Below are 21305 nucleotides of genomic sequence, written 5' to 3'. Positions count from 1 at the left end.
TATCCAAATGATGGCATTCGGACTGATAACCCATTCATCCGCCTACCAGACGACAGTCACCTGTCATTGCCCGGAGAGGAAGCTCACCAACTGTCGCCCATGCGAGCTGAGCGCTTCCCAACTGCGGAAGCAGATACGCAACTCCAGGGTCGCCCAACGCTCCTCCAGCGCCACCCGGCGCACCGCCAGTTCCTGTTCGGCGCGCACGGCCGCCGTTTCCGGCAGCATGGCGATACCCGCGTGCTGGGCCACCAGCTGGGCGATGGCTTCGAAGCTGGGCGCGCGCACCCGCACCTTCAGCGGCATGGCCAGGTTCATCGCCAGTTCCTCGACGAAGCGCTGCATGGCACGCTCGGCGGGCAGGCAGACGAAGGGAAAACCCAGCGCGTCCGCCAGGCGCAGCTGGCCGCGCCCGGCCAACGGGTGATCGAGCGGCACCAGCAGCACCAGGCGCTCGGTGCGAAACGGCAGCGATACCACGCCCTCGTTGACCAGGTTGCCGTCGTACACGCCGATCTCGCACTCCCCGGCCAGCACCACCCGCAGGACATCGATGCTCTTGTGCTCGACCAGTTGCAGGTCCACCTCCGGGTAGTCGGCCAGGAACGGCCCGAGCACGGCCGGCAACAGGGTGCTGTTGGTCACGGTGGACGCCGCCAGGTGCAGGGTGATGCGCCGCTGGCCGGCGAGTTCGCGCAGCGTGTCCTGCAGCTTCTGCGCCTCGCCCAGCACGCCCCGCGCCGACTCCAGCACCAGGCGCCCGGCCGGGGTCAGTTGCATGCCGTCGGCCTTGCGCAGGAACAGGGTCAACCCGCTGCGCGCCTCGAACAGGCGCAGGCGGGTGCTGGCGGCCGATACCGCCACCGGGAAGGTCGCCGCCGCCTTGCTCAGGCTACCGGTGGCGGCAATGGCGGCGAGCAGCCGCAGGTCGGCCAGGTCGAAGTGCATCAGGGCTTCTCCAAATCAGAACGCCATGTTCGAGAAAAAGCGATTCTAGCGTGGGTGTGTTCTGCGCAGAATAAACCGCACTTCTTCTGTGCCACGGACCCGCCATGACCCGCCTGCCCGCCCCGCTCCAGCGCGCCCTTGCCAACGGCAGCCTGTACGCCGTACTCGCCGCCCTGGGCTTCAGTTTCAAGGCCATCTTCGTCAAGCTCGCCTATGCCGCAGGCCCGGTGGACGCCATCAGCCTGCTGGCACTGCGCATGGCCCTGTCGCTGCCGCTGTTCGCCTGGCTGGTGTGGGCCAGCCGTGGCCAGGGCGGCGCGCCGCTGAGCGCCGGCGACGGCCTGCGCGTAGCCTTGCTTGGCCTGTTCGGCTACTACCTGGCCAGCCTGTTCGACTTCTACGGCCTGCAATACATCAGTGCCGGGCTCGAGCGGCTGATCCTGTTCACCTACCCGACCCTGGTGCTGGTGATCCAGGCCATCGTCCAGCGCGAACGCCCGACCCTGCGCACCCTGGCGGCCATGGGCCTGTGCTACCTGGGGCTGGGCATCGCCTTTGTCCACGACATCGGCGCCTCGGGCGGCGGCAATGCGGTGCTGGTCGGCTCGCTGTGGGTGTTCGCCAGCGCGGTCACCTATGCCCTGTACTACTCGGGCACCGGCATGATGCTCAAGCGCATGAATTCGATGCGCCTGGCTGGATTGTGCGGTACCGCCTCCTCGCTTATGGTGCTGGCCCACTACCTGCTGGTGGCCGATGTCGCGCCGCTGCTGCAGCTGCCCGGCACGGTGTGGCTCAACGCGGCATTGATGGCGCTGTTCTCCACGGTGCTGCCGATCTACTGGGTGGCGCTGGCGATCCAGCGCCTCGGGCCCACGCACACGGCGGCGGTGGGCAACCTGGGGCCGGTGCTGACGATGCTGGCCTCATGGCTGATCCTCAGCGAGGCGATCTCCTTGTACCAGGTGGCCGGGCTGGTCCTGGTGCTGTTCGGGGTATCGCGGCTGAAACCGGCGAAAAAGCCAGAGGCGCCAACCGCACCGATCCCGGCCTCGGCGCGGTCCCTGTAGGCGCCATGCATCCGCTGCGGGCACGCATTGCATTTGCCCTGCACGGCGAACCCATGGCATAGAAAAGCTGTCCACGTCCTTACCCGGCCACCTCGCGCCCTCCAGGAGATTCCCATGAGCAAGCCCCCTTATGTCCCGCCCAAGGTCTGGACCTTCGAGGCCCCTTCCGGCGGCCAGTTCGCCAGCATCAACCGCCCGGTGGCCGGCGCCACCCACGACAAGCCGCTGCCCACCGGCAAGCATCCGCTGCAGCTCTACTCCCTGGCCACGCCCAACGGGGTCAAGGTCACCATCCTTCTGGAAGAGCTGTTGGCCCTCGGCCACGGCGGCGCCGAGTACGACGCGTGGCTGATCCGTATTGGCGAAGGCGACCAGTTCGGCAGCGGCTTCGTGCAGGTCAACCCCAACTCGAAGATCCCCGCCCTGCTCGACCGCAGCGTCGAACCGCCGGTGCGGGTGTTCGAGTCCGGCGCGATCCTGCTGTACCTGGCGGAAAAATTCGGCGCCTTCCTGCCCCAGGACCTGGCCGCGCGCACCGAGACCCTCAACTGGCTGTTCTGGCAGATGGGCGCTGGACCTTATCTGGGCGGTGGTTTCGGCCACTTCTACGTCTACGCGCCGGAAAAGTTCGAATACGCGATCAATCGTTTCACCATGGAAGCCAAGCGCCAGCTCGACGTGCTCGACCGGCGCCTGGGCGAAAGCGCCTACCTGGGCGGCGATACGTACAGCATCGCCGACATCGCCGTATGGCCCTGGTATGGCCAGTTGGTACGCGGCAACCTGTACGGCGCGGCCGAGTTCCTCGCGGTACACGAGTACGCCAATGTGCAGCGCTGGGCAGAGGCCATCGCCCAGCGCCCGGCGGTACAGCGCGGCACCCGGGTCAACCGCACCTGGGGCGAGGAAGCCAGCCAGGTGGCGGAGCGCCACGCGGCCAGCGATCTGGAGTGACCCAGTCACCCCGCACATAGCGACGCGTGCACCTCATTCGTGTTGCCTATGCCTCGAGGGGCATAGGCAACTGCGCACACCGACCCGCCGTTCGATTGCCCGGCTGCAACCAACCATTTCCCCGCTGCATGCCTGCGCCCATCAAGACCTTCTTGCTACACTCGCCGCCATGATTTTCCACCTGCACAACTGTGGTGACAGCATGATCGAGGTAACCGAGGTTTCCATTGCCGAGCTGCGCGACGCGCTCGAGTCCGGCCGCACGACGGCCGTCGAGCTGGTCAAGGCGTACCTGGCCCGCATCGACGCCTACGACGGCACCGACACCGCCACGCGGCTCAATGCCGTGGTGGTGCGCAACCCCGAGGCCCTGAAAGAGGCCGAAGCCTCCGATGCCCGCCGTGCCCGTGGCGAAGCCCTCGGCCCGCTGGATGGCATCCCCTACACCGCCAAGGACAGCTACCTGGTCAAGGGCCTGACCGCCGCCTCCGGCAGCCCGGCGTTCAAGGACCTGGTCGCCCAGCGCGACGCCTTCACCGTCGAGCGCCTGCGCGCCGGCGGCGCCATCTGCCTGGGCAAGACCAACATGCCGCCGATGGCCAATGGCGGCATGCAGCGTGGCGTGTATGGCCGCGCCGAAAGCCCGTACAACGCCGCCTACCTCACAGCCCCCTTCGCCTCCGGCTCCTCCAACGGTGCCGGCACCGCCACCGCCGCCAGCTTCAGCGCCTTCGGCCTGGCCGAGGAAACCTGGTCCAGTGGCCGCGGCCCGGCCTCGAACAACGGCCTGTGCGCCTACACCCCGTCGCGCGGGGTGATCTCGGTGCGCGGCAACTGGCCGCTGACGCCGACCATGGACGTGGTCGTACCTTATGCGCGGACCATGGCCGACCTGCTGGAGATCCTCGACGTGGTGGTGGCCGACGACGCCGACAAGCGCGGCGACCTGTGGCGCCTGCAACCCTGGGTGCCGATCCCGGCCGCCTCGAGCGTGCGCCCTGCCTCGTACCTGGACCTGGCCGTGGGCGCCGAGTCGCTCAAGGGCAAGCGCTTTGCCGTGCCACGCATGTACATCAATGCCGACGCCGAAGCCGGCACCTCGGAGAAGCCCGGCATCGGCGGCCCGACCGGCCAGCGCATCAATACCCGTGCCAGCGTGATCGAGCTGTGGCAGCAAGCCCGCCAGGCCCTGGAAGCGGCCGGTGCCGAAGTGGTCGAGACCGACTTCCCGCTGGTCTCCAATTGCGAGGGCGACCGCCCCGGCGCGCCGACCGTGTTCACCCGTGGGATCGTCAGCAAGGAGTTCCTGCATGACGAACTGTGGGAACTGTCCGGCTGGGCCTTCGACGACTTCCTGCGCGCCAACGACGATCCCAAGCTCAACCGCCTGGCCGATGTCGATGGCCCGCAGATCTTCCCCCACGACCCCGGCACCCTGCCCAACCGTGAAGACGACCTTGCCGCCGGCATGGACGAGTACGTCAACATGGCCAAGCGCGGCCTGAAGAGCTGGGATCAGATCGCCACCGTGCCCGACGGCCTGCGCGGCCTGGAAGCCACCCGCAAGCTCGACCTGGAAGACTGGATGGACGCCCAAGGCCTGGACGCGGTGCTGTTCCCCACCGTGGCCGATGTCGGCCCGGCGGACGCCGATGTGAACCCCGAATCGGCAGACATCGCCTGGAGCAACGGCATCTGGGTGGCCAACGGCAACCTGGCGATCCGTCACTTGGGCGTGCCGACCGTGACCGTGCCGATGGGCGTGATGGCCGATATCGGCATGCCAGTGGGCCTGACCTTCGCGGGCAAGGCGTACAGCGACAACAATCTGTTGAAATTCGCCGCCGCCTTCGAGTCTACCGGCTCGCGCCGCATCGTCCCGCCGCGTACGCCGAAACTGGGCTGACGCACCTGATCGCGGGGCCCTTCCGCTCCTGCCCTGGGTAGGAACGGGAGGGCCCCGCGATTGCTTTTGAGCGTTCGACACCTTCGCCAAATTCAACTTTTTGTGTAATATTCAACACAATATTGAATCTGGTGCCGACCATGCTCACCCTCGCCCACGAACGCCAGCTCACCCTGAACGTGCTCAAGACCGCCCTGCAGGCGCTGGGCAGCGTCGTCCCGCGAAATGTGGAAATCCTTCTGCACGACCTCGAACACCCGGAACGCTCGGTGGTGGCGATCGTCAATGGCGAGCTCTCCGGCCGCCAGGTCGGCAGCCCGATACTCGCCGCTCCCGAACAGGACCAAGGGTTCAAGGCCTTGATGCAGGCCGCCGCCGACCAGCAGGGCTGCGACCCTGTGGTGCTGCCCGACTACCCCACCACCCTCAAGGGGCGCAGCCTGCGCAGCGCCACGGCGATCTACCGTGACAGCACCGGCCAGCCCTTCGCCAGCCTGTGCGTGAACACCGACGTCACCGGCCTGGACGCCGCCATGGCGTTTCTGCGGCACTTGCAGCCGCTGGGCGCCGCGCCAGCCACGGTAACCGCCGACGAGCCCGCCGACATGACTGCATTGATGGCCGGGATCATCCAGGACGCACTGCAGCGCAGCGGCCAGGGGCGGATGACCAAGCAGGCCAAGGTCGAGGCCGTGCGCGTGATGCAGGAGCGCGGCCTGTTCATCGTCAAGGGCGGCGTCGAGAAAGCCGCCGAGGCCCTCGGCGTGACCCGCTACACCGTCTACAACTACCTGGAGCAGCTGCGCGGCGAGCCCGCCGCGGCTGCCCGCGACTGAGCCACGGAGCCCACCATGCCCTTGCATATCCCTACCCCGCTGATCGAATCCCGCCCGCTGTCGCTGAGCGCCGGCCGCCCGGTGTGGCTCAAGCTCGAAGCCCTGCAACCCTGTGGCTCGTTCAAGCTGCGCGGCGTCGGCCACGCCTGCGAGGCGCACCATGCTCGCGGCGCCCGTCACTTCGTCTCCTCGTCCGGCGGCAATGCCGGGCTGGCGGTGGCCTACGCCGGCCGCAAACTCGGCGTGCCGGTGACCGTGGTGGTGCCCGAGACCACCACCGAACGGGCCAAGGAACTGCTGCGCCTGGAAGACGCCAGCGTGGTGGTGCGCGGCAGCTCCTGGCAGGAAGCCAACGAGCACGCGCAGACCCTGCTGGGCGCGGGTGACGCCTTCATCCACCCGTTCGACGACCCGCTGCTGTGGACTGGCCACGCCAGCATGATCGATGAAGTGGCCCAGGCCGGCTGCAAGCCGGATGCGGTGGTGCTGTCGGTTGGCGGCGGCGGCCTGCTGCGCGGCGTGGTCGAAGGGTTGCAGCGCAATGGCTGGCAGGATGTGCCGGTGCTGGCCGTGGAAACCGAAGGCGCGGCGTCGATGCACGCGGCCATGGCTGCCGGGCACACCGTGGAACTGCCGGGGATCACCTCGGTAGCCACTTCACTGGGGGCCAAGCGGGTGGCCGAACAGGCGCTGGCCTGCACCCGCCAGCACCCGGTGGTCAGCCACCTGGTGAGTGATCGCGAGGCGCTCGACGCCTGCGAACGCCTGCTGCGCGATCACCGCCTGCTGGTGGAGCCGGCCTGCGGCGCGGCGCTGGCCTTGCTCGAACACCCCGACGCAGTGGCGGCCTTTGGCAATGTCCTGGTGATCGTCTGCGGTGGCGCCACCGCAACGCTGGAGCAGATCCGCGCCTGGCGCGAAGCCTGCTGATCCGACACAGGCTCGCTTGAACACGAGCCTGGGCAGCTGTCGGCGAACACGTTACCGCTATATACTTTTGAACATATCGATTCAGAAGTACGTGTTTGCCATGCCCAGTATCCGTGATCGCAACCTGCAACTGATCCTCGCCGCCGCCAGCGAGGAATTCGCCCACCATGGTTTCGCCGCCGCCCGGGTCGACGCTATCGCCGCCCGCGCCGGGCTGCCCAGGGCCAACGTGTTCTACTACTTCCGCAACAAACGCCTGCTCTACACCGCAGTGCTCGACCTGGTGATGGAACCCTTGCTGCGCGCCTCGCGCAGCCTGGTGCCGGAGGCTCACCCCGAACAGGCCCTGCCCCGCTACTTCAAGGCCAAGGCCGAGGTGGCGCGCCAACACCCCGGCGCGGTACGCGTCTGGCTCAAGGAAATGCTGCATGGCGCCCGGCAACTGCCCGGTGAACGCGCCGAGCTGCTGCGCAGCAGTGGCCGGCAGACGCTGGCCTGCCTGGCGCAGTGGATGGAGCGCGGGCTGATCGTGCGGACCACGCCCGAGCACCTGCTGCTGTACCTGTGGTCTACGTCCCTGGCGACCTTCCGCTTCGGCATGGCACCCGGCAGCTCAGTGCAGATCAAGCCATCCCGCGCCTCGACCCAGGCCCAGGCCGAGCTACTCTTGCGCGGCCTGCGTCCGGAGCCCTGCGCACTGGGCAGGAGCGCATGACCGATATATAACTAAAAATACAACGACTGACCTATCGACAAGGAGCACCGTCAAGACCCCGGTCAACGCCGCCAAGGAAGCCGTAGGCCCCCCCTACCAGCTGGAACTGATGAGGCATGCCCAGCGCATGACCTGGGAGGCCGTCGAGCGGATCGCCCAAGGCATCCATCCTGGCATGCGTGAATCACAGGCCCGGGAGCTGGGCCAACAGGTGCTGGTCGAGCTGGGCATGCAGCGCATCTGGCACCCCACCCACATCCGCTTCGGCAGCAATACGCTGAAAACCTTCAAGCAGCGCTCCGACGGCGATCCGGTGCTGGGCGACAACGACATCTTCTTCATCGACATGGGCGTGGTCTGGCAAGGCCATGAAGGCGATGCCGGCACCACTTTCGTCAGCGGGAACGACCCGCAGATGGCCGCCTGCGCAGCGGCGGCCCGCACCCTGTTCGATGAGGTGCAGGCCCAGTGGCGCGGCCAGGGGGTCAGCGGCGTCGAGCTCTATCACTTCGCCGCCGAGCGTGCTCGCCAGCTGGGCTGGAAGCTGAACATGGACATCAAGGGGCACCGCGTCAGCGACTTCCCCCACGCCATCTATCGTGCGGGTGACCTGGGTGATTTCGAAGGCGCCCCCGGCGCCGGGCTGTGGATCCTCGAGATCCAGATCGCTCATCCCGAGCACGCCTACGGCGCCTTCCACGAGGACCTGCTGGCCTGAACGAAGCTTACTCCGCCACCACCCCCTGCAACCGAGCCCACAGCCGCTCGACATGCTCACGCTCGGTGGGCAGCGCCCCCACCGAGACCCGCACCATCCAGCGCCCGTCCAGGGTCGCCGGGGTCACGTAGGCATCACCCGAGGCGTTGAGGCGCTCGGCCCAGGCACGGGTGTGGGCATCCAGCGCCTCGCCCTCGAGACCCGTCGGACGATGGCGGATGCACAAGGTCTGCAACTGCACCGGCGCCAACACCTCCCACGCGGCAGCCGCCTCCACCTGCGCGGCCAGCCACTGTGCGTTTTCCAGGTCGCGGCGCAGGCGTTGCTGCAGGGCCTCGACACCTTCGCTGCGCAGCATGAACCACAGTTTCAAGGCGCGGAACCGACGCCCCAGGGGGATGCCCCAGTCGCGCAGGTTCTTCACCTCGCCATCGACCGCCGACTGCAGGTAGCTGGGGTTGGTACTCATCACCCGGATCAGGTGCTGCGGGTCGCGCACATAGTAGATCGAGCAATCGAAGGCCACGCCCAGCCACTTGTGGGCATTGACCACCACCGAGTCAGCCAGCTCGATACCGTCCCACATCCAGCGGCATTCCGGGAGGATCATCGCCGAACCGGCCATGGCCGAGTCCACGTGCAGCCACAGCTGGTTGGCCTGGGCGATCTCGCCGATCGGGCGCAGCGGGTCCAGCGCGGTGGTGGTGGTGGTGCCGGTGGTGGCCACCACGGCGCAGGGCTGGTTGCCGGCGGCGAGGTCCTCGGCGATGGCGTCGCGCAGCGCCTCCGGGCGCATGGCGTAGTGTGCGTCGGTGGGGATCAGGCGAATGTTTTCACGGCCGAATCCGGCCAGCAGCGCGGCCTTGTCCACCGAACTGTGGGCATGGGCGCTGACGTAGACCACCAGGGGCTTGCCCTGGGCCTGCAGGCCGCCGCGCACCTGGGCATGGTCGGTGGCACGCTCGCGGGCGCAGATCAGCGCCACCAGGGTACTGGTCGAGGCGGTGTCCTGGATCACCCCGCTCCATTGCCCGCTAAGGCCGAGCAGCTGGCGCAGCCAGTCGAGGGTGGTTTCCTCCAGTTCGCTGAGGGCCGGGCTGGACTGCCACGACAGGCCGAGCACGCCCAGGCCCGTGCTGAGGAAGTCGCCGAGCACTGATGACAGAGTGCCGTTGGAGGGGAAGTAGCCGTAGAAGTCCGGGTGCTGCCAGTGGGACAGGCCGGGCATCACCAGCTTGTCGACGTCGGCGAGGATGGCCTCGAACGGCTCGCCTTGCTGCGGCGCGCCTTGGGGCAGCGCGGCCTTGAGGTAGCCGGGTTCGACCTGGGCCATGACCGGGCGTTCGCCGACGGTCTGGCGATAATCGGCGATCAGGTCGATCAGTTGGTGGCCGTATTGGCGGAATTGCTCGGGGGTCATGGGCGGTCTCCTGGCTGACAATGCCTCGCAGTCTAGGCCTCCATCACCCGCCGAATAACCCCGCTTCACGCATAGCTGCTATGGCAAAGGCGCATGCCCACCCTGCACGCCGAACTGCGACTGGCGCCACACCTCGAACACCCGGTTACGCAGCCAGCGATGTTCGGCCGAGGCCTGCAGACGCTGATGCCATACCACCCAGTAACGCTGGGTGTGCTCGACAAAGCCCATCGGCCGCCAGCTCAGCCCATGCAACCGCGCCAGTTGCCGGGCGATATGCTCGGGCACCGTGGCCAGCGCCTGGCCGTTGCCGACCACCTGGACCATCGCGCTGAAGAACGGCACCTCCAGGCTGACGCGCCGTTGCAGCCCCTGGGCACGCAGATGGCGGTCGATGAAACTGTCCTTGTCGCCGCCACCGGACACCCGCACGTGCTTGAAGGCCAGGTAGTCATCCTGGCTCAGTTCGGCGCGGGCGCTCAGCGGATGGTCATGGCGCATCAGGCACACCGCCCGATCCTCGCCCAGCAGCCGACCGTGCAGGTTGGGTGGCGACTCGTCGAACAGCGTGGTGGCCAGGTCGATCTCGCCGCTGGCGAGCAAGGCGTACTGCCCGGCCTGCCAGGTGCGGTACTCCAGCGATACCCCTGGCGCCTCCTGCTCCAACGCTTTCACCAGCTGCGGCAGCATATGTTCGGCCACGTAGTCCGAGGCGGCCAGGCAGAAGCGCCGTTCGCAGCGCGCCGGGTCGAACGCTGCGGGCTGGCGCAGGGCGTTGAGCTCGTCGAGTACCTGGCGCAATGGCTCGACCAGCGTTTCGGCGTGTTCGCTGAGCACATAGCCACGCCCCTGGCGCACCAGCAGCGGGTCGTCGAAAGCCTCGCGCAGGCTGGCTAGCTGGCGGCTCAGCGCCGATTGGCTGCAGCCCAGGCGCTCGGCTGCGTGGCTGAGGTTCTTCAGCTGCAGGAGACAGTCGAGGGTACGCAGGTGGGCAAGGCTGAGGGAGGCGAAGCTGGGGTGCATGGCACAGGTCCGGAAATGATCGCGGGGCAAGCCCGCTCCCACAGACGCACTGGGGAGAGGGCTTGCCCCGCGAGGATAACGCGAGGCTCAGTCAGTCAGGCCGACATAGACGTTCTGCACGTCGTCGTTCTCGTCGATAGCCTCGAGGAATGCCTCGACCTCGGCCAGGGCTTCGGCGCTCAGGCTGGCCGCACTCACCGGGTTTTTCGGGGTGTAGCCAATCTTCGCCGAGGTGACGGTGAAGCCATGCTCGGGCAGGGCCTTCTGCACGGCGTCCAGGTCGGTGGTATCGGTGATGAACAGGGTCGAACCCTCTTCCTCGCCGTCCTCGAAGTCCTGGGCACCGGCTTCGATGGCTGCCATTTCCGGGTCGGCGTCGCCTTCCGGGGTCGCCTCGATCAGGCCGACGTGGTTGAAGTCCCAGGCCACCGAACCGCTGGCACCCAGTTGGCCCTTGCGGAACAGGACGCGGATCTGCGCCACGGTGCGGTTGACGTTGTCGGTCAGGCACTCGACGATCAGCGGCACCTGGTGCGGGGCGAAGCCTTCATAGCTGACGGCATGGTACTGCACGGCCTCGCCGTCCAGACCTGCGCCCTTCTTGATCGCGCGCTCCAGGGTCTCACGGGTCATCGAGGCTTTCTTGGCCTGGACGATGGCCAGGCGCAGGCGCGGGTTCATGTCCGGGTCAGCGCCGGACTTGGCGGCGATCTGGATCTCCTTGGCCAGCTTGCCCATGATCTTGCCCTTGGCGTTGGCCGCCGTTTCTCTATGCTTGGCTTTCCACTGTGCGCCCATATCGACTCTCTTTGTTTCAGCGGCCGGTTCAGGAAGCGACCGGCCAAAAAGTGGGGAGAGTTTATACGCCCTGCGCACCGGGTTCGACAAGAAATCGCATCAGCTTCAGCCCTTGTCGGCCTTCCCCGCCGCCGCCGCGAACTTCGCCAGGCGCACATCCAGCCCGCGTGGACGCAAGCCGCGGTCTTCGGCGCGCTCCTTGCGGCGAATGGCGTTGCGCACCATCAGCGACCCCAGGTAGCGCACCGGCTCCGGCGGGAAACGCCCCAGCGGACCCTTGACCAGCGGCGAGCGGGTCCAGGCGTTGTCCAGCCCCAAGGTCAGCGACGAGAGGATCTGCCCGCCCATGTGACACGGCCCCACCCCGCTGCCTGAATAGCCGAAGCCATAGAACACGTTGCCCTGTCCATCGAGCCGGCCAAAGAACGGCAGGCCGGTCACCGAGCGGTCCGACGGCCCGTTCCAGCTCGCCGCCAACGGCACCTCGGCCAGCGCCGGGAAGAACTCGGCCAGGCTGTCACGCAGCAACGGTTGATACGGCGACGGCTGGTCGAACACCGGCAGCATGCGCCCGCCGTAGGCAAAGGTATTGCCGCCCTTGCCGAGCATCAGCCGACCGTCGGAGGTGTTGTGGTAGTAGTGCACGAAGATCCGCGAGTCGAGCACGCTGACGCCGCTGTCCAGGCCGATCTGACGCAGCAGCTCGGGGCACGGCTCGGTGATCACCATGTCGCTGGAGACGATCGCCACGCTGCGCTCGAACTGCGGGAAAGCCCGCGCCATCCAGGCATTGAGGCCCAACACCACGCGGTCGGCGCGGATGGTGCCGGCCCGGGTGCGCACCTGTGCCGGCGCGCCATGCTCCAGGCCGGTCATCGCCGTGCCTTCGTGAATGCGCACGCCACGCTGCAAGGCTACCCGGCGCAAGCCGCGCACCAGACGCCCCGGCTGTACCGTGGCCGCGGCCGGCGAGTACCAGCCCTCCAGATGCCGCTGGGAGCCGGCCAGGCGCTGCACCTGTTCCAGCGCCAGGCGCTGGAACGAGTTGATGCCGTGGCGCTCCAGCGCGGCGATCACCGCATCGGTGCCGCCGAGCTGGGCCTGGTTGGTGGCGGTGTAGAGCGTGCCGTCCATGCGGAAGTCGCAGCGGATGCCATTGGCCGCGCAGAACTCGCCGATGGCGCCGATGCTGCGTTCGGACTCGCCCACCAGACGCACCGCCTCGGCCACCCCGAACAACCGTTCGAGGGTGAAGTACTTGGCCGACCAGGACAGCGCGCAGCCACCGTTGCGCCCGCTGGCCCCGGCGCCGCAGATGTCGGCCTCGATCAGCAGCACCTCCAGCTGCGGCGCCTGTTCCTTGATCATCAAGGCAGTCCACAACCCGGTGTAGCCACCGCCGACGATGCACACGTCGCAGCGCGCATCGCCGGCGAGCGGCGGGCACAGGGCCTCGTCTTCCTGGTCCAGGGCCTGTTGCAGCCAGAAGGGTCTCATCTGCTCGCTTTCCTCTAGGTACGCAGTGGCTTGATCGCCATGCCGGTATTGGGGGCCACGTCGGTGGCCTGGGGTGCCGTTGCCGGACGGCTGTTCCAGTGCGGCAGCAGCACGAGGGCGGAGAACAGCGCGGTGCCGGCGAAGACGATGAATACCGTGACGCTGTCGAAGTAGCCCGGCAGCAAGCCGCCAAGCACTGCGCCCACCGAGCCGCAGCCGTTGACGAAACCGGCCGCGGTGGCGCCGGCCTTGGCCGTGCCGAAGTCGATGGCCGCGGCGCCGCTGATCATCGAGTCCGGGCCGTAGAGGGTCAGGCCCATGACGAACAGCAAGGCCACCACCAGCGCCACGCTGCCGCTGTGCATCGCCGCCATGAAGCCGGCCAGGGTCAGGGTCAGCAGCACCAGGCTGATCACGCAGGCCGGCATGCGCCGGGCGCCGAACAGCTTGTCCGAAGCCAGGCCGATGAGGATCGGGCCAAGCAGCCCGGCCAGCTCGAAGGCCGTGGGGATGATCGCCGCGCCGACCTTGCCCACCGAGGGCATCTGCTCGAAGACGATCACCGGCCCCCACAGCAGGATGGCGTAGCGCGCCGGCTTGAGCAGGAAGTAGGCCAGGCCCAGGGTCAGCACCGTGCGGTTGCGCAGGATCTCGCGCAATGGCGCCCACACGCTGCACAGGTTCGCCCCTGGGGCCATGCTCTGTGGCTCGGGCTCCACGGCCGGCAGGCCGACGTCCTCGGGCTTGTTGCGCTGGAAGATGAAGAACAGCACCGCCACCACGGCCACCACCACGGCACTGGAGAAGAATGCCGCGTGCCAGGTGCCGACCAGGGTGTAGGCCCACCAGCCGGCGAACGGCGAGGCCACCAGGCCACCGAAGGCGTAGCACGAACTCCACAGCCCCAGTACCCGTCCGCGCTGGGACGCCGGGAAGAAACTGCCGATGTTCTTGCACAAGCCCGCCCAGCCGGTGGACTGCGCCAGCCCTTGGACCAGCATGCAGGTAGCGAAGATCGGGAAGGTTGCGTAACTGCCCATCACCACCGCGGCGGCCGACGAGATCAGCAGCCCGCCGAGCACCACCACGCGCGGCCCGAAGCGATCGGCGAGCATGCCCCAGGTGAACTGGCCCACGGCGTAGGCGGCCAGGTAGATGGCGTCGAGGTTGGCCATGGCGGCCTTGTCCAGCATGAAGGTCGGGTCTTCGCCGATGCCGAGCTTGGCCACCGAGAAGGCCTTGCGGGTGAAGTAGAAGGCGGCATAGGCCAGCCAGGTGATCGCGAAAATCTGCACGCGCCAGCGCTTGATGGCGCCCAGGGATTGGTTCATTTGACTCTGACCTCTTGTTTGAGTGTGCCGGCAGAATGTGAAGAAACGCCTGTCTTGTTGTTGTGTTGCGCACTGCGTGACGGAGGGACGTCACCTGGTCAGATGGCGGTGGTGCCGCCATGGCCGACATGCCGCTGCTCGTGGCAGCGGCGTCGGGTTGAAACACATGGAAACAGCTACTGACTGATAAATAAAATCGATTTATCGTATTTCACACATAAGCCCAGCTTGTAAGCGGAGTGTTCGATGTCGGTTTCCCACGCTCAACTCAAGGCCTTCCACGCGGTTGCCGAGCAAGGCAGCTTTACCCGCGCGGCGCAAAAGCTGTTTCTCACCCAGCCGGCGGTGTCCGACCAGGTGCGCAAACTGGAGGAACGCTTTGGCGTTTTGCTGTTTCACCGCAACAAACGCTCGGTGCAGCTGACCGACCTGGGCGAGCGCCTGCTGGGCGTCACCCAGCGCCTGTTCGCCTGCGAGGCCGAGGCCCAGGAGCTATTGCAGGACTCACGCGCCCTGCACACCGGCAGCCTGACCCTGGCGGTGGACGCGCCAGTGCATGTGCTGCCGCAGATTGCCCGGTTCTGCCAGCGCTATCCGGGGATCCAGGTGAAGATCGAGACCGGCAACACCGATGAGTCGCTGGCGCGGTTGTTCAGCTACCAGGCCGACCTGGCCCTGCTCGGGCGCGATGTCGATGACGAGCGGCTGTTCTGCGTGCCGATGCGGCGCGACCCGATGGTGGCGTTCGTCTCGCACCAGCATCCCTGGGCCAGCCGTGGACAGATCAGCCTGGCAGACCTGGACGATACGCCGCTGGTGCTGCGCGAGCCGGGGTCGGTGACGCGGCAGACGCTGGAGGAGGAGATGCAGCGGGCGGGGTTGCGGATTCGGTCGGCGATCCAGGTCGAAGGGCGGGAGGCGGCGCGGGAGGCGGTGGTCGTGGGGATTGGTGTGGGGGTGGTGTCCGCGGCTGAATTCGGGGCCGATGCTCGGGTTTGTGCTTTGCCGATTGTGGATTGTCAGCGACATTTGACGGAGACGTTGGTGTGTTTGCAGGAACAGCGGATGCGGCGGGTGGTGGCTACGTTTTTGGAGATGGTTTTGGAGTAGGTTCTTTGGTTATTGTTTTGGTTTTTGTATGCACATTCGTAGGTGATGTCGACTTTTAGTCACCTTTCCGCCATTACGGCGGCCTACTTTTCTCGTGAAAAGTAGGCAAAACCGTTCGGCTCCGTTCATACGGCCCCTGCGCTTCGCTCCGGGGTTCCCTCGCTCCGTTCTTGCTCCCGGGAGTACCGCGCTGAACGCCCCATCCTGGGGCGCAGCGCTTGACGGCCATCCATGGCCGTCACCTCCCTTCGCAAGAACTCCGCTCGGCCTCCTGAAGTCGCAATTTGTGGCGCCTGAACTATCGCGCGCTTAGAAGCAAGAGCAAGAGCAAGAAAATAAGTTCTGGATTGGGAGTTTGAAGTTCTTATATGCAGTCAGGCCTCTCGTCGACAACCAGGCATGAAGCCACTGCAGAATTATAAAACTGTAAGGCGAATTCTAGAAACTGCCCCACCTATCACGCACAAAGCCGCAATGGCTCCAATGTCCTGCACAGCACATCAAGCACGCGTTCTTCATGCTCGTGAATAAAGAAATGCCCTCCCGGAAACTTCGCCAGCGAATACTCGCCAACCGTCTCCCGCCCCCAGGCCTGCAACTGTTCGTCATTGGCGCGATCGTTCTCGCCGGCGAATACATGCAAGGGACATTGCAGCGGCAGGCGCTGCTCGTACGCATAGCGGCCGCAAAGCAGAAAATCCGCCTGCACGATCGGCAAGGTCAGGCTCATGAGCTCTTCGTTGGCCAGCACTTCCTCGGAGGTGCCACCGAGCTTGCGCAGCTCGGCGATCAACTCGGCATCACCACGCGGCTCGGTCCATTTGCCACCGGCGTAATCCTCGCGCCGGGTCGGCGCCGCAGTGCCGCAGGCGAACAAGGCCACTGGCGGCGGGCAGCCGAGTGCACGCAACTCATGGGCCAGCTCGAAGGCGACCAGCGCCCCCAGGCTGTGGCCGAGCACGGCGTAAGGCGCATGGGTGACGGCGCGCTGCTCATGGGCCAACTGCCGGGCCAGGGCCCGCAGGTCGGTATGCAGCGGGTCAGCCATGCGCGCGCCGCGCCCGGGCAGCTCCACCGGGCGCACCTGCAGCCAGGCCGGCAGCTTGCGCCGCCAGCGGCTGTAGACCATCGCACTGGCACCGGAATACGGCAGGCACAACAGGTTCAGGGTCGACACCGCCTTACTGCGCCGCGACTTCGGCCATCTTCTGGCGCAGGCTCAGGGGCCGCATGTCGGTCCAGACTTCGTCGATGTAGGCCAGGCAGTCCTTCTTCAGGCCGCTCTTGCCCACTGCGCGCCAGCCATTGGGGATCGCCTTGTAGTCGGGCCAGATGGAATACTGCTCTTCGTGGTTGACCACTACCTGGAACTGGATATCGTCGCGGTCGAAAACGGAAGTCATTGCCTGTCTCCTTGAATGATGAGGGCCGAACGCGCCGGGCGCAGGGCGGCTTCCATGAAAACGAAAGGCGCGCGGGGAAAATTAGGCCATTGCTCGTGGTCTTGCCAAAGGAGGGAAGCCCGCATGTCTTGCCGGGCTGCCACAGCGTACCTGGCAACACAGGCTACATCGCCTCGCTCCCCCACCCCAAGGCCTTGTACAGCGCAATCGCATCCAGGTACGAGGCCGTCTCCGCCTCCGCCACCTCGCGCTTGATCGAGAACAGCGCACGCTGGTTCTCGAGCACCGCCAGGTAGGTGCCGGCGCCGCGCCGATAGCGCTTGTTGGCGATATCGATGGCCTCGCTGCCGTGCCCGGCCGAGGCCACCAGGCTTTGCAGCCGTGCCTGGTTGCGTACCAACTGCGTGACGGCGTTCTCCACTTCCTCGCGGGCCAACAGCACCGCCTGCTGGTAGCGCGCCTGGCTGCCCTCGGCCAGCGCCTCGCGCACCCGCAGGCGGGCGCGGGCATTGCCCAGGCGCAAGGCCGGCCAGGTGACCACCGGTGCCAGCTCATAAGCGCGGGCCGCGCTGCCCAGGTCGCCGCTGCGCAAGGCGAAGAAACCAATGAAGCCGCCCAGGTCCAGGCGTGGGTACAGCTCGGCAGTGGCCGCACCGACGTCCTCGGTGCTGGCCGCCAGCTCACGCTCGGCACTGACCACATCAGGTCGCTGGCCAATCAGCGCATCAACGTCACCCAGCGGCAACTGGCGCGCCAACGGCGGCAGGAACGGCGCGGCGCCCTGCTCCAGGCCGCCCGGCACCTGCCCGGTCAACACATCGAGGCGATAACTGGCCTGCTCGATGGCCGCCTGCAACGGCGGTACCGCCGCCTCGCTGAGCAACAGGTTGGCATGGGCGTTCTGCTGGTCTTCGTACTGGCCACTGCCGGCGCGCACCTGGGCGCTGGTCAGTTGCAGGGTCTCGCGCCAGGCCTCGACCTGATCCTCGGCCACCACCAGGCTGCGTTTGAGCCCGAGCTTGAGGTAGTAATTGCGCGCCACCTCGGCGGCGATGCTCAAGCGCACCTGGCGCAGGTCAGCCGCCGCCGCGTCGGCACGCGCCTCGGCGGCGTCGGTCAGGCGCTGCAGGCGGCCGAACAGGTCGATCTCCCACTGCACGTCGAATCCGGCGCGGTACTGCTCGGTGCGCATGCGCCGCGGGTCGCTGCCATCGGCCGGTTGCTGCTGCTCCAGGCTCTGGTTGTAGCCAGCGCGGGCGGTGACCCAGGGGTAGCGGTCGAGGCTGCGGTCGTCGAACAGCGCCCGCGCCGCCAGCAGGTTGGCATGGGCCTGGCGGATATCGTGGTTGTTGACCAGGGCCTGGTCGACCAGGCGCACCAGCTGCGGATCGTCGAAGAACCGCCACCACTGCTCCGGCATCTCGCCACGGGCGGCGAACGCGGCGCGCTGCGGACTGTGCAGGCCACTGCCAGGTGCCTCGGGCTTGCGGTAGTCGGGGCCGACGCTGCAGGCCGACAAGGCCAGGGCGAGCAGGGATACGACGAATACCGGCTTCATGGCTGCCCCTCCAGGGTTTCGGCCAACGATCGGGCCCGTGCCGAACGCGCCGTGCTGGCATGGTCACGGGCCAGCAGGCTGTAGATGGTCGGCAGCACGAACAGGGTGAACAAGGTGCCGACCAGCATCCCGGTGACAATCACCACGCCGAGCCCGAAGCGGCTGGCAGCACCGGCACCGGAGGCGAACAACAGCGGGATCAGCCCCACCACCATGGCCGCCGTGGTCATCAGGATCGGCCGCAAGCGGATCTGCGCTGCCTTGCCGATGGCCGTGCGCCGGTCCAGGTGCTGCTCGGCCTGCAAGGTGTTGGCGAATTCGACCATGAGGATGCCGTGCTTGCTGATCAGGCCGATCAGCGTCACCAGGCCGATCTGCGTGTAGATGTTCACCGTGGCCACCCCCAGCGCCAGCGGCAGCAGCGCACCGCTGATCGACAGCGGCACGGTGATCAGGATGATCAGCGGATCGACCAGGCTTTCGTACTGCGCCGCCAGCACCAGGTAGATCACCACCACGGCGGCGAGGAAGGCCAGCATCAGGGCGTTGCCCTCCTGCTGGTACTGGCGCGCGTCGGACTGCCAGTCGATGCTGAAGCCCGCCGGCAGTTCGGCGGCTGCCTGCTCGAGGAAGGCCACGGTGTCGCCCAGGGTGACGCCGGCCGCCGGAATACCCTGGAAGGTCGCGGCGTTCTGCTGGTTGAACTGGGTCAGGCGGTTGGGCTCGACCTGCTCGCTGACCTGCACCACGGTGGACAGCGGCACTAGCCTGCCCTCCTCGCTGCGCACGTACTGCCGGGTCAGGGCCTGCGGGGTCAGGCGCTGGTCACGCGGGCTCTGCGCGATCACATCATAGGAGCGGCCATCCAGGCCGAAGCGGTTGAGGTAGTTCTCGCCCACCAGCACCGCCAGCGACTCGCCGATGTCCTGCATGCGGATACCCATGCTGTTGGCCTTGGCCCGGTCGACCCGCACCTGCACCACCGGGTTGTTGTAGTCCAGGTCGCTGTCGACCACGGCGAACAGGCCGCTCTGCCGCGCCTTGGCCTTGACCTGCTCCATGGTGTCGAACAGCACCCGGTAGTCCTGCGAGCTACGCAACACCATCTGCACCGGCAGGCCACCGGTGGAGCCCGGCAGCGCGGGCAGCTGGAAGGCGAAGATGCTGGTGCCCTCGACATCGTTCACCGCCGCCTGCAGGTCGAGCTGGATCTGCGAGGCATTGCGTTCGCGCTCGCCCCATGGCTGCAGGTTGATGCCGCCGATGCCCGAGGCGATGCCGTCGCTGCCGTTGATGATCCAGGTGCTGACGGTTTCCGGCAGGGTCCGGTAGACCGCATCGAGCTTGTCGGCGAAGCGCTCCACATAGGCCAGGTTGGCGTGCTGCGGTGCCTTGATCGCGGTGAGCAGCCCGGCCTGGTCCTCGGTCGGCGCCAGCTCGCGCTGCGGCAAGGCGTACAACAGCGGCAGGCTGACCAGCACCAGCAAGGCGAAACCGACGCTGATCCAGCGGTGTTTCAGCGAGAAGCCCAGCACATGGGCGTAGCGCTCGGCCAGCCAGTCGAAGAAACGGTTGGCCGCATGGGCCATGCGCCCCTCGGACTGGCGGGCGTCGAGCAGGAACGAGCTCATCACTGGCGACAGGGTCAGGGCCACCACGCCGGAGACCACCACCGCCCCGGCCAGGGTCAGGGCAAACTCGCGGAACAACGCGCCGGTCAAGCCGCCCATCATGCCGATCGGCGCGTACACTGCAGCCAGGGTGATGGTCATGGCGATCACCGGCCCGGCCACCTCACGGGCGCCGATCAATGCCGCCGCCACCGGCGTGCGCCCTTCCTCGATATGGCGGTGGACGTTCTCCACCACGACAATGGCGTCGTCCACCACCAGCCCCACCGCGAGCACCATGGCCAGCAGGGTAAGCAGATTGACGCTGAAACCGAAGGCCAGCATCAGCGCCGCGGCCCCGAGCATCGACAGCGGGATGGTCACCACCGGAATCAGCACCGTGCGCAGCGAGCCCAGGCACAGATAGATCACCACCACGACGATTGCCAAGGCCTCGAGCAAGGTCTTGGTGACCTCGTCGATGGAGGCCTGGATGAAGCGCGCCGTCTCGAAGGCAAGCTCCGCCTTGACGTCCGGCGGCAGGGTCTGGCGAATCTGTGGCAGCAACTGGCGGATGCCGTCGACGATCACCAGCGGGTTGCCGCCCGGGGTGGCGAACAGCCCCAGGTGCACCGCCGGCACGCCGTCCATGCTGGCGCTGGTCTCGGCCGAAGCCGCGCCCAGCTCGACCGTGCCGATGTCGCGGATGCGCACCAGGCCGTTGCCGTCGTTGCGGATCACCAGCTCACGGAAGTCGCCGACCGAGGTCAGGTCGGTGTCGACGCGGATATTGGCGATCACGTACTGGCCCTTCACCTTGCCCGGCGCCGCCTGGTAGTTGTTGCGGCGCACCGCCTCGGCCACGTCGGCCGCGGTCAGGCCCCGGGCGGCCAGGCGCGCCGGGTCGATCCACAGGCGCATGGACAGGGTCTGGCCACCGAACACCTGGACCTTGGCCACACCCTCGATGGTACTGAGCAGCGGCTCGACCACCCGGGTGAGGTAGTCGGTCATGGCCGGGATCGGCAGGCTCGCGCTGGCAAAACCGATGTAGGCCACGGCCGTGGACTCGCCCGCCGAACGCTCGATCACCGGATCGTAGGCCCGCTCCGGCAGGCGGAAACGCACCTGGTTGACCTTGGCCATCACCTCGGTGAGGGCCTGGGTCGAGTCGCGGTTCAGCTCCATGCGCACGGTCACCAGGCTACGGCCCTGCACCGACGAGGACGACAGGTAGTCGATACCTTCCACCGACGACACCGCCTGGGCGATCGGCTGGGTGACGAAACCCTGCATCAGCTCGGCGGGGGCGCCGGGGTACTCGGTGGTCACGGTAATGGTCGAGCTTTCCAGCAAGGGGTACTGGCGGATCGGCAACTGCAGCAGCGACAGCAGCCCCAGCAGCAGGATCAAGGTGCTGACCACCAGCGCCAGCACAGGCCGGCGCACGAACAGGTCGGTGAATGTCATGGCGTTTT

The 21305-nt window shown here is 67.1% G+C and carries 18 protein-coding genes; 8 read left to right on the top strand and 10 right to left on the bottom strand.

The window, feature by feature from the left end; genetic code table 11:
- Positions 1–63 precede the first annotated feature (63 nt).
- Positions 64–948 (bottom strand): LysR substrate-binding domain-containing protein, encoded by an 885-nt coding sequence (locus DFS21_RS10295; RefSeq protein ID WP_038705881.1) that lies wholly within the window; start codon positions 946–948, stop codon positions 64–66.
- 104 nt (positions 949–1052) lie between these two features.
- Between DFS21_RS10295 and DFS21_RS10290 the strand changes: the two genes are divergently transcribed.
- The 7 genes from DFS21_RS10290 to DFS21_RS10260 all read left to right on the top strand — a co-directional run bounded on the left by DFS21_RS10290 (position 1053) and on the right by DFS21_RS10260 (position 8077).
- The gene (locus tag DFS21_RS10290; RefSeq protein WP_110701603.1) at positions 1053–2018 is read left to right on the top strand and encodes a DMT family transporter; all 966 of its coding nucleotides are present in this window, start codon (positions 1053–1055) and stop codon (positions 2016–2018) included.
- A 114-nt stretch (positions 2019–2132) separates the two neighbouring features.
- Complete coding sequence (yghU, locus tag DFS21_RS10285) at positions 2133–2972, top strand: glutathione-dependent disulfide-bond oxidoreductase (protein WP_111532242.1); 840 nt, start codon at positions 2133–2135, stop codon at positions 2970–2972.
- 202 nt (positions 2973–3174) lie between these two features.
- Complete coding sequence (locus tag DFS21_RS10280) at positions 3175–4878, top strand: amidase (RefSeq protein WP_111532320.1); 1704 nt, start codon at positions 3175–3177, stop codon at positions 4876–4878.
- 140 nt (positions 4879–5018) lie between these two features.
- Entirely contained in the window at positions 5019–5714 is a 696-nt protein-coding gene (locus DFS21_RS10275) for a transcriptional regulator (protein WP_110701599.1), read from the top strand.
- A gap of 15 nt (positions 5715–5729) precedes the next feature.
- On the top strand, positions 5730–6644 hold the full coding sequence (locus tag DFS21_RS10270) for a pyridoxal-phosphate dependent enzyme (RefSeq protein ID WP_110701597.1): 915 nt from the start codon (positions 5730–5732) through the stop codon (positions 6642–6644).
- Positions 6645–6744: 100 nt separating this feature from the next.
- Positions 6745–7359 carry a TetR family transcriptional regulator C-terminal domain-containing protein gene (locus tag DFS21_RS10265; protein ID WP_110701595.1) on the top strand — a complete coding sequence of 205 codons (615 nt, stop codon included), beginning with the start codon at positions 6745–6747 and terminating at the stop codon, positions 7357–7359.
- Between the two features lie 109 nt (positions 7360–7468).
- A complete protein-coding gene (locus tag DFS21_RS10260; protein ID WP_111532241.1) occupies positions 7469–8077 on the top strand; it encodes a M24 family metallopeptidase in 609 nt (202 codons plus the stop codon).
- A gap of 7 nt (positions 8078–8084) precedes the next feature.
- Here the strand turns inward: DFS21_RS10260 and DFS21_RS10255 are convergent, their stop codons facing one another.
- The 5 genes from DFS21_RS10255 to DFS21_RS10235 all read right to left on the bottom strand — a co-directional run bounded on the left by DFS21_RS10255 (position 8085) and on the right by DFS21_RS10235 (position 14146).
- Positions 8085–9497 carry a DOPA decarboxylase gene (locus DFS21_RS10255; RefSeq protein WP_111532240.1) on the bottom strand — a complete coding sequence of 471 codons (1413 nt, stop codon included), beginning with the start codon at positions 9495–9497 and terminating at the stop codon, positions 8085–8087.
- Positions 9498–9575: 78 nt separating this feature from the next.
- A complete protein-coding gene (locus DFS21_RS10250; protein ID WP_110701589.1) occupies positions 9576–10520 on the bottom strand; it encodes a LysR family transcriptional regulator in 945 nt (314 codons plus the stop codon).
- An 87-nt stretch (positions 10521–10607) separates the two neighbouring features.
- Positions 10608–11318 carry a YebC/PmpR family DNA-binding transcriptional regulator gene (locus tag DFS21_RS10245; protein WP_110701587.1) on the bottom strand — a complete coding sequence of 237 codons (711 nt, stop codon included), beginning with the start codon at positions 11316–11318 and terminating at the stop codon, positions 10608–10610.
- A 105-nt stretch (positions 11319–11423) separates the two neighbouring features.
- A complete protein-coding gene (locus DFS21_RS10240; RefSeq protein WP_110701585.1) occupies positions 11424–12815 on the bottom strand; it encodes an FAD-dependent oxidoreductase in 1392 nt (463 codons plus the stop codon).
- A 14-nt stretch (positions 12816–12829) separates the two neighbouring features.
- Positions 12830–14146 (bottom strand): MFS transporter, encoded by a 1317-nt coding sequence (locus DFS21_RS10235; protein WP_111532239.1) that lies wholly within the window; start codon positions 14144–14146, stop codon positions 12830–12832.
- A gap of 246 nt (positions 14147–14392) precedes the next feature.
- On the opposite strand from DFS21_RS10235, the gene DFS21_RS10230 reads away from it, so the two are divergent.
- The gene (locus DFS21_RS10230; RefSeq protein ID WP_110701581.1) at positions 14393–15256 is read left to right on the top strand and encodes a LysR substrate-binding domain-containing protein; all 864 of its coding nucleotides are present in this window, start codon (positions 14393–14395) and stop codon (positions 15254–15256) included.
- A 457-nt stretch (positions 15257–15713) separates the two neighbouring features.
- Here the strand turns inward: DFS21_RS10230 and DFS21_RS10225 are convergent, their stop codons facing one another.
- The 4 genes from DFS21_RS10225 to DFS21_RS10210 all read right to left on the bottom strand — a co-directional run bounded on the left by DFS21_RS10225 (position 15714) and on the right by DFS21_RS10210 (position 21297).
- The gene (locus DFS21_RS10225) at positions 15714–16433 is read right to left on the bottom strand and encodes a thioesterase II family protein (RefSeq protein WP_110701579.1); all 720 of its coding nucleotides are present in this window, start codon (positions 16431–16433) and stop codon (positions 15714–15716) included.
- Between the two features lie 4 nt (positions 16434–16437).
- A complete protein-coding gene (locus tag DFS21_RS10220; protein WP_023632740.1) occupies positions 16438–16659 on the bottom strand; it encodes an MbtH family protein in 222 nt (73 codons plus the stop codon).
- Between the two features lie 163 nt (positions 16660–16822).
- Complete coding sequence (locus tag DFS21_RS10215; protein WP_111532238.1) at positions 16823–18217, bottom strand: efflux transporter outer membrane subunit; 1395 nt, start codon at positions 18215–18217, stop codon at positions 16823–16825.
- The gene (locus DFS21_RS10210; RefSeq protein WP_102685044.1) at positions 18214–21297 is read right to left on the bottom strand and encodes a MexW/MexI family multidrug efflux RND transporter permease subunit; all 3084 of its coding nucleotides are present in this window, start codon (positions 21295–21297) and stop codon (positions 18214–18216) included. Before DFS21_RS10210 ends, DFS21_RS10215 begins: the two co-directional genes overlap by 4 nt.
- Positions 21298–21305 lie beyond the last annotated feature (8 nt).

The organism is Pseudomonas sp. 2848, from assembly GCF_003253945.1.
GTDB lineage: Bacteria > Pseudomonadota > Gammaproteobacteria > Pseudomonadales > Pseudomonadaceae > Aquipseudomonas.
Note: the sequence above shows the minus strand (reverse complement) of the source record. Positions and strands in the feature narration are given on the sequence as shown.

What these genes read in the sequence shown, in the direction of transcription:
- DFS21_RS10295 (WP_038705881.1), bottom strand. Translation starts at nt 948, where the DNA reads ATGCACTTCGACCTGGCCGACCTGCGGCTGCTCGCCGCCATTGCCGCC.
- DFS21_RS10290 (WP_110701603.1), top strand. Translation starts at nt 1,053, where the DNA reads ATGACCCGCCTGCCCGCCCCGCTCCAGCGCGCCCTTGCCAACGGCAGC.
- yghU (WP_111532242.1), top strand. Translation starts at nt 2,133, where the DNA reads ATGAGCAAGCCCCCTTATGTCCCGCCCAAGGTCTGGACCTTCGAGGCC.
- DFS21_RS10280 (WP_111532320.1), top strand. Translation starts at nt 3,175, where the DNA reads ATGATCGAGGTAACCGAGGTTTCCATTGCCGAGCTGCGCGACGCGCTC.
- DFS21_RS10275 (WP_110701599.1), top strand. Translation starts at nt 5,019, where the DNA reads ATGCTCACCCTCGCCCACGAACGCCAGCTCACCCTGAACGTGCTCAAG.
- DFS21_RS10270 (WP_110701597.1), top strand. Translation starts at nt 5,730, where the DNA reads ATGCCCTTGCATATCCCTACCCCGCTGATCGAATCCCGCCCGCTGTCG.
- DFS21_RS10265 (WP_110701595.1), top strand. Translation starts at nt 6,745, where the DNA reads ATGCCCAGTATCCGTGATCGCAACCTGCAACTGATCCTCGCCGCCGCC.
- DFS21_RS10260 (WP_111532241.1), top strand. Translation starts at nt 7,469, where the DNA reads ATGAGGCATGCCCAGCGCATGACCTGGGAGGCCGTCGAGCGGATCGCC.
- DFS21_RS10255 (WP_111532240.1), bottom strand. Translation starts at nt 9,497, where the DNA reads ATGACCCCCGAGCAATTCCGCCAATACGGCCACCAACTGATCGACCTG.
- DFS21_RS10250 (WP_110701589.1), bottom strand. Translation starts at nt 10,520, where the DNA reads ATGCACCCCAGCTTCGCCTCCCTCAGCCTTGCCCACCTGCGTACCCTC.
- DFS21_RS10245 (WP_110701587.1), bottom strand. Translation starts at nt 11,318, where the DNA reads ATGGGCGCACAGTGGAAAGCCAAGCATAGAGAAACGGCGGCCAACGCC.
- DFS21_RS10240 (WP_110701585.1), bottom strand. Translation starts at nt 12,815, where the DNA reads ATGAGACCCTTCTGGCTGCAACAGGCCCTGGACCAGGAAGACGAGGCC.
- DFS21_RS10235 (WP_111532239.1), bottom strand. Translation starts at nt 14,146, where the DNA reads ATGAACCAATCCCTGGGCGCCATCAAGCGCTGGCGCGTGCAGATTTTC.
- DFS21_RS10230 (WP_110701581.1), top strand. Translation starts at nt 14,393, where the DNA reads ATGTCGGTTTCCCACGCTCAACTCAAGGCCTTCCACGCGGTTGCCGAG.
- DFS21_RS10220 (WP_023632740.1), bottom strand. Translation starts at nt 16,659, where the DNA reads ATGACTTCCGTTTTCGACCGCGACGATATCCAGTTCCAGGTAGTGGTC.
- DFS21_RS10215 (WP_111532238.1), bottom strand. Translation starts at nt 18,217, where the DNA reads ATGAAGCCGGTATTCGTCGTATCCCTGCTCGCCCTGGCCTTGTCGGCC.
- DFS21_RS10210 (WP_102685044.1), bottom strand. Translation starts at nt 21,297, where the DNA reads ATGACATTCACCGACCTGTTCGTGCGCCGGCCTGTGCTGGCGCTGGTG.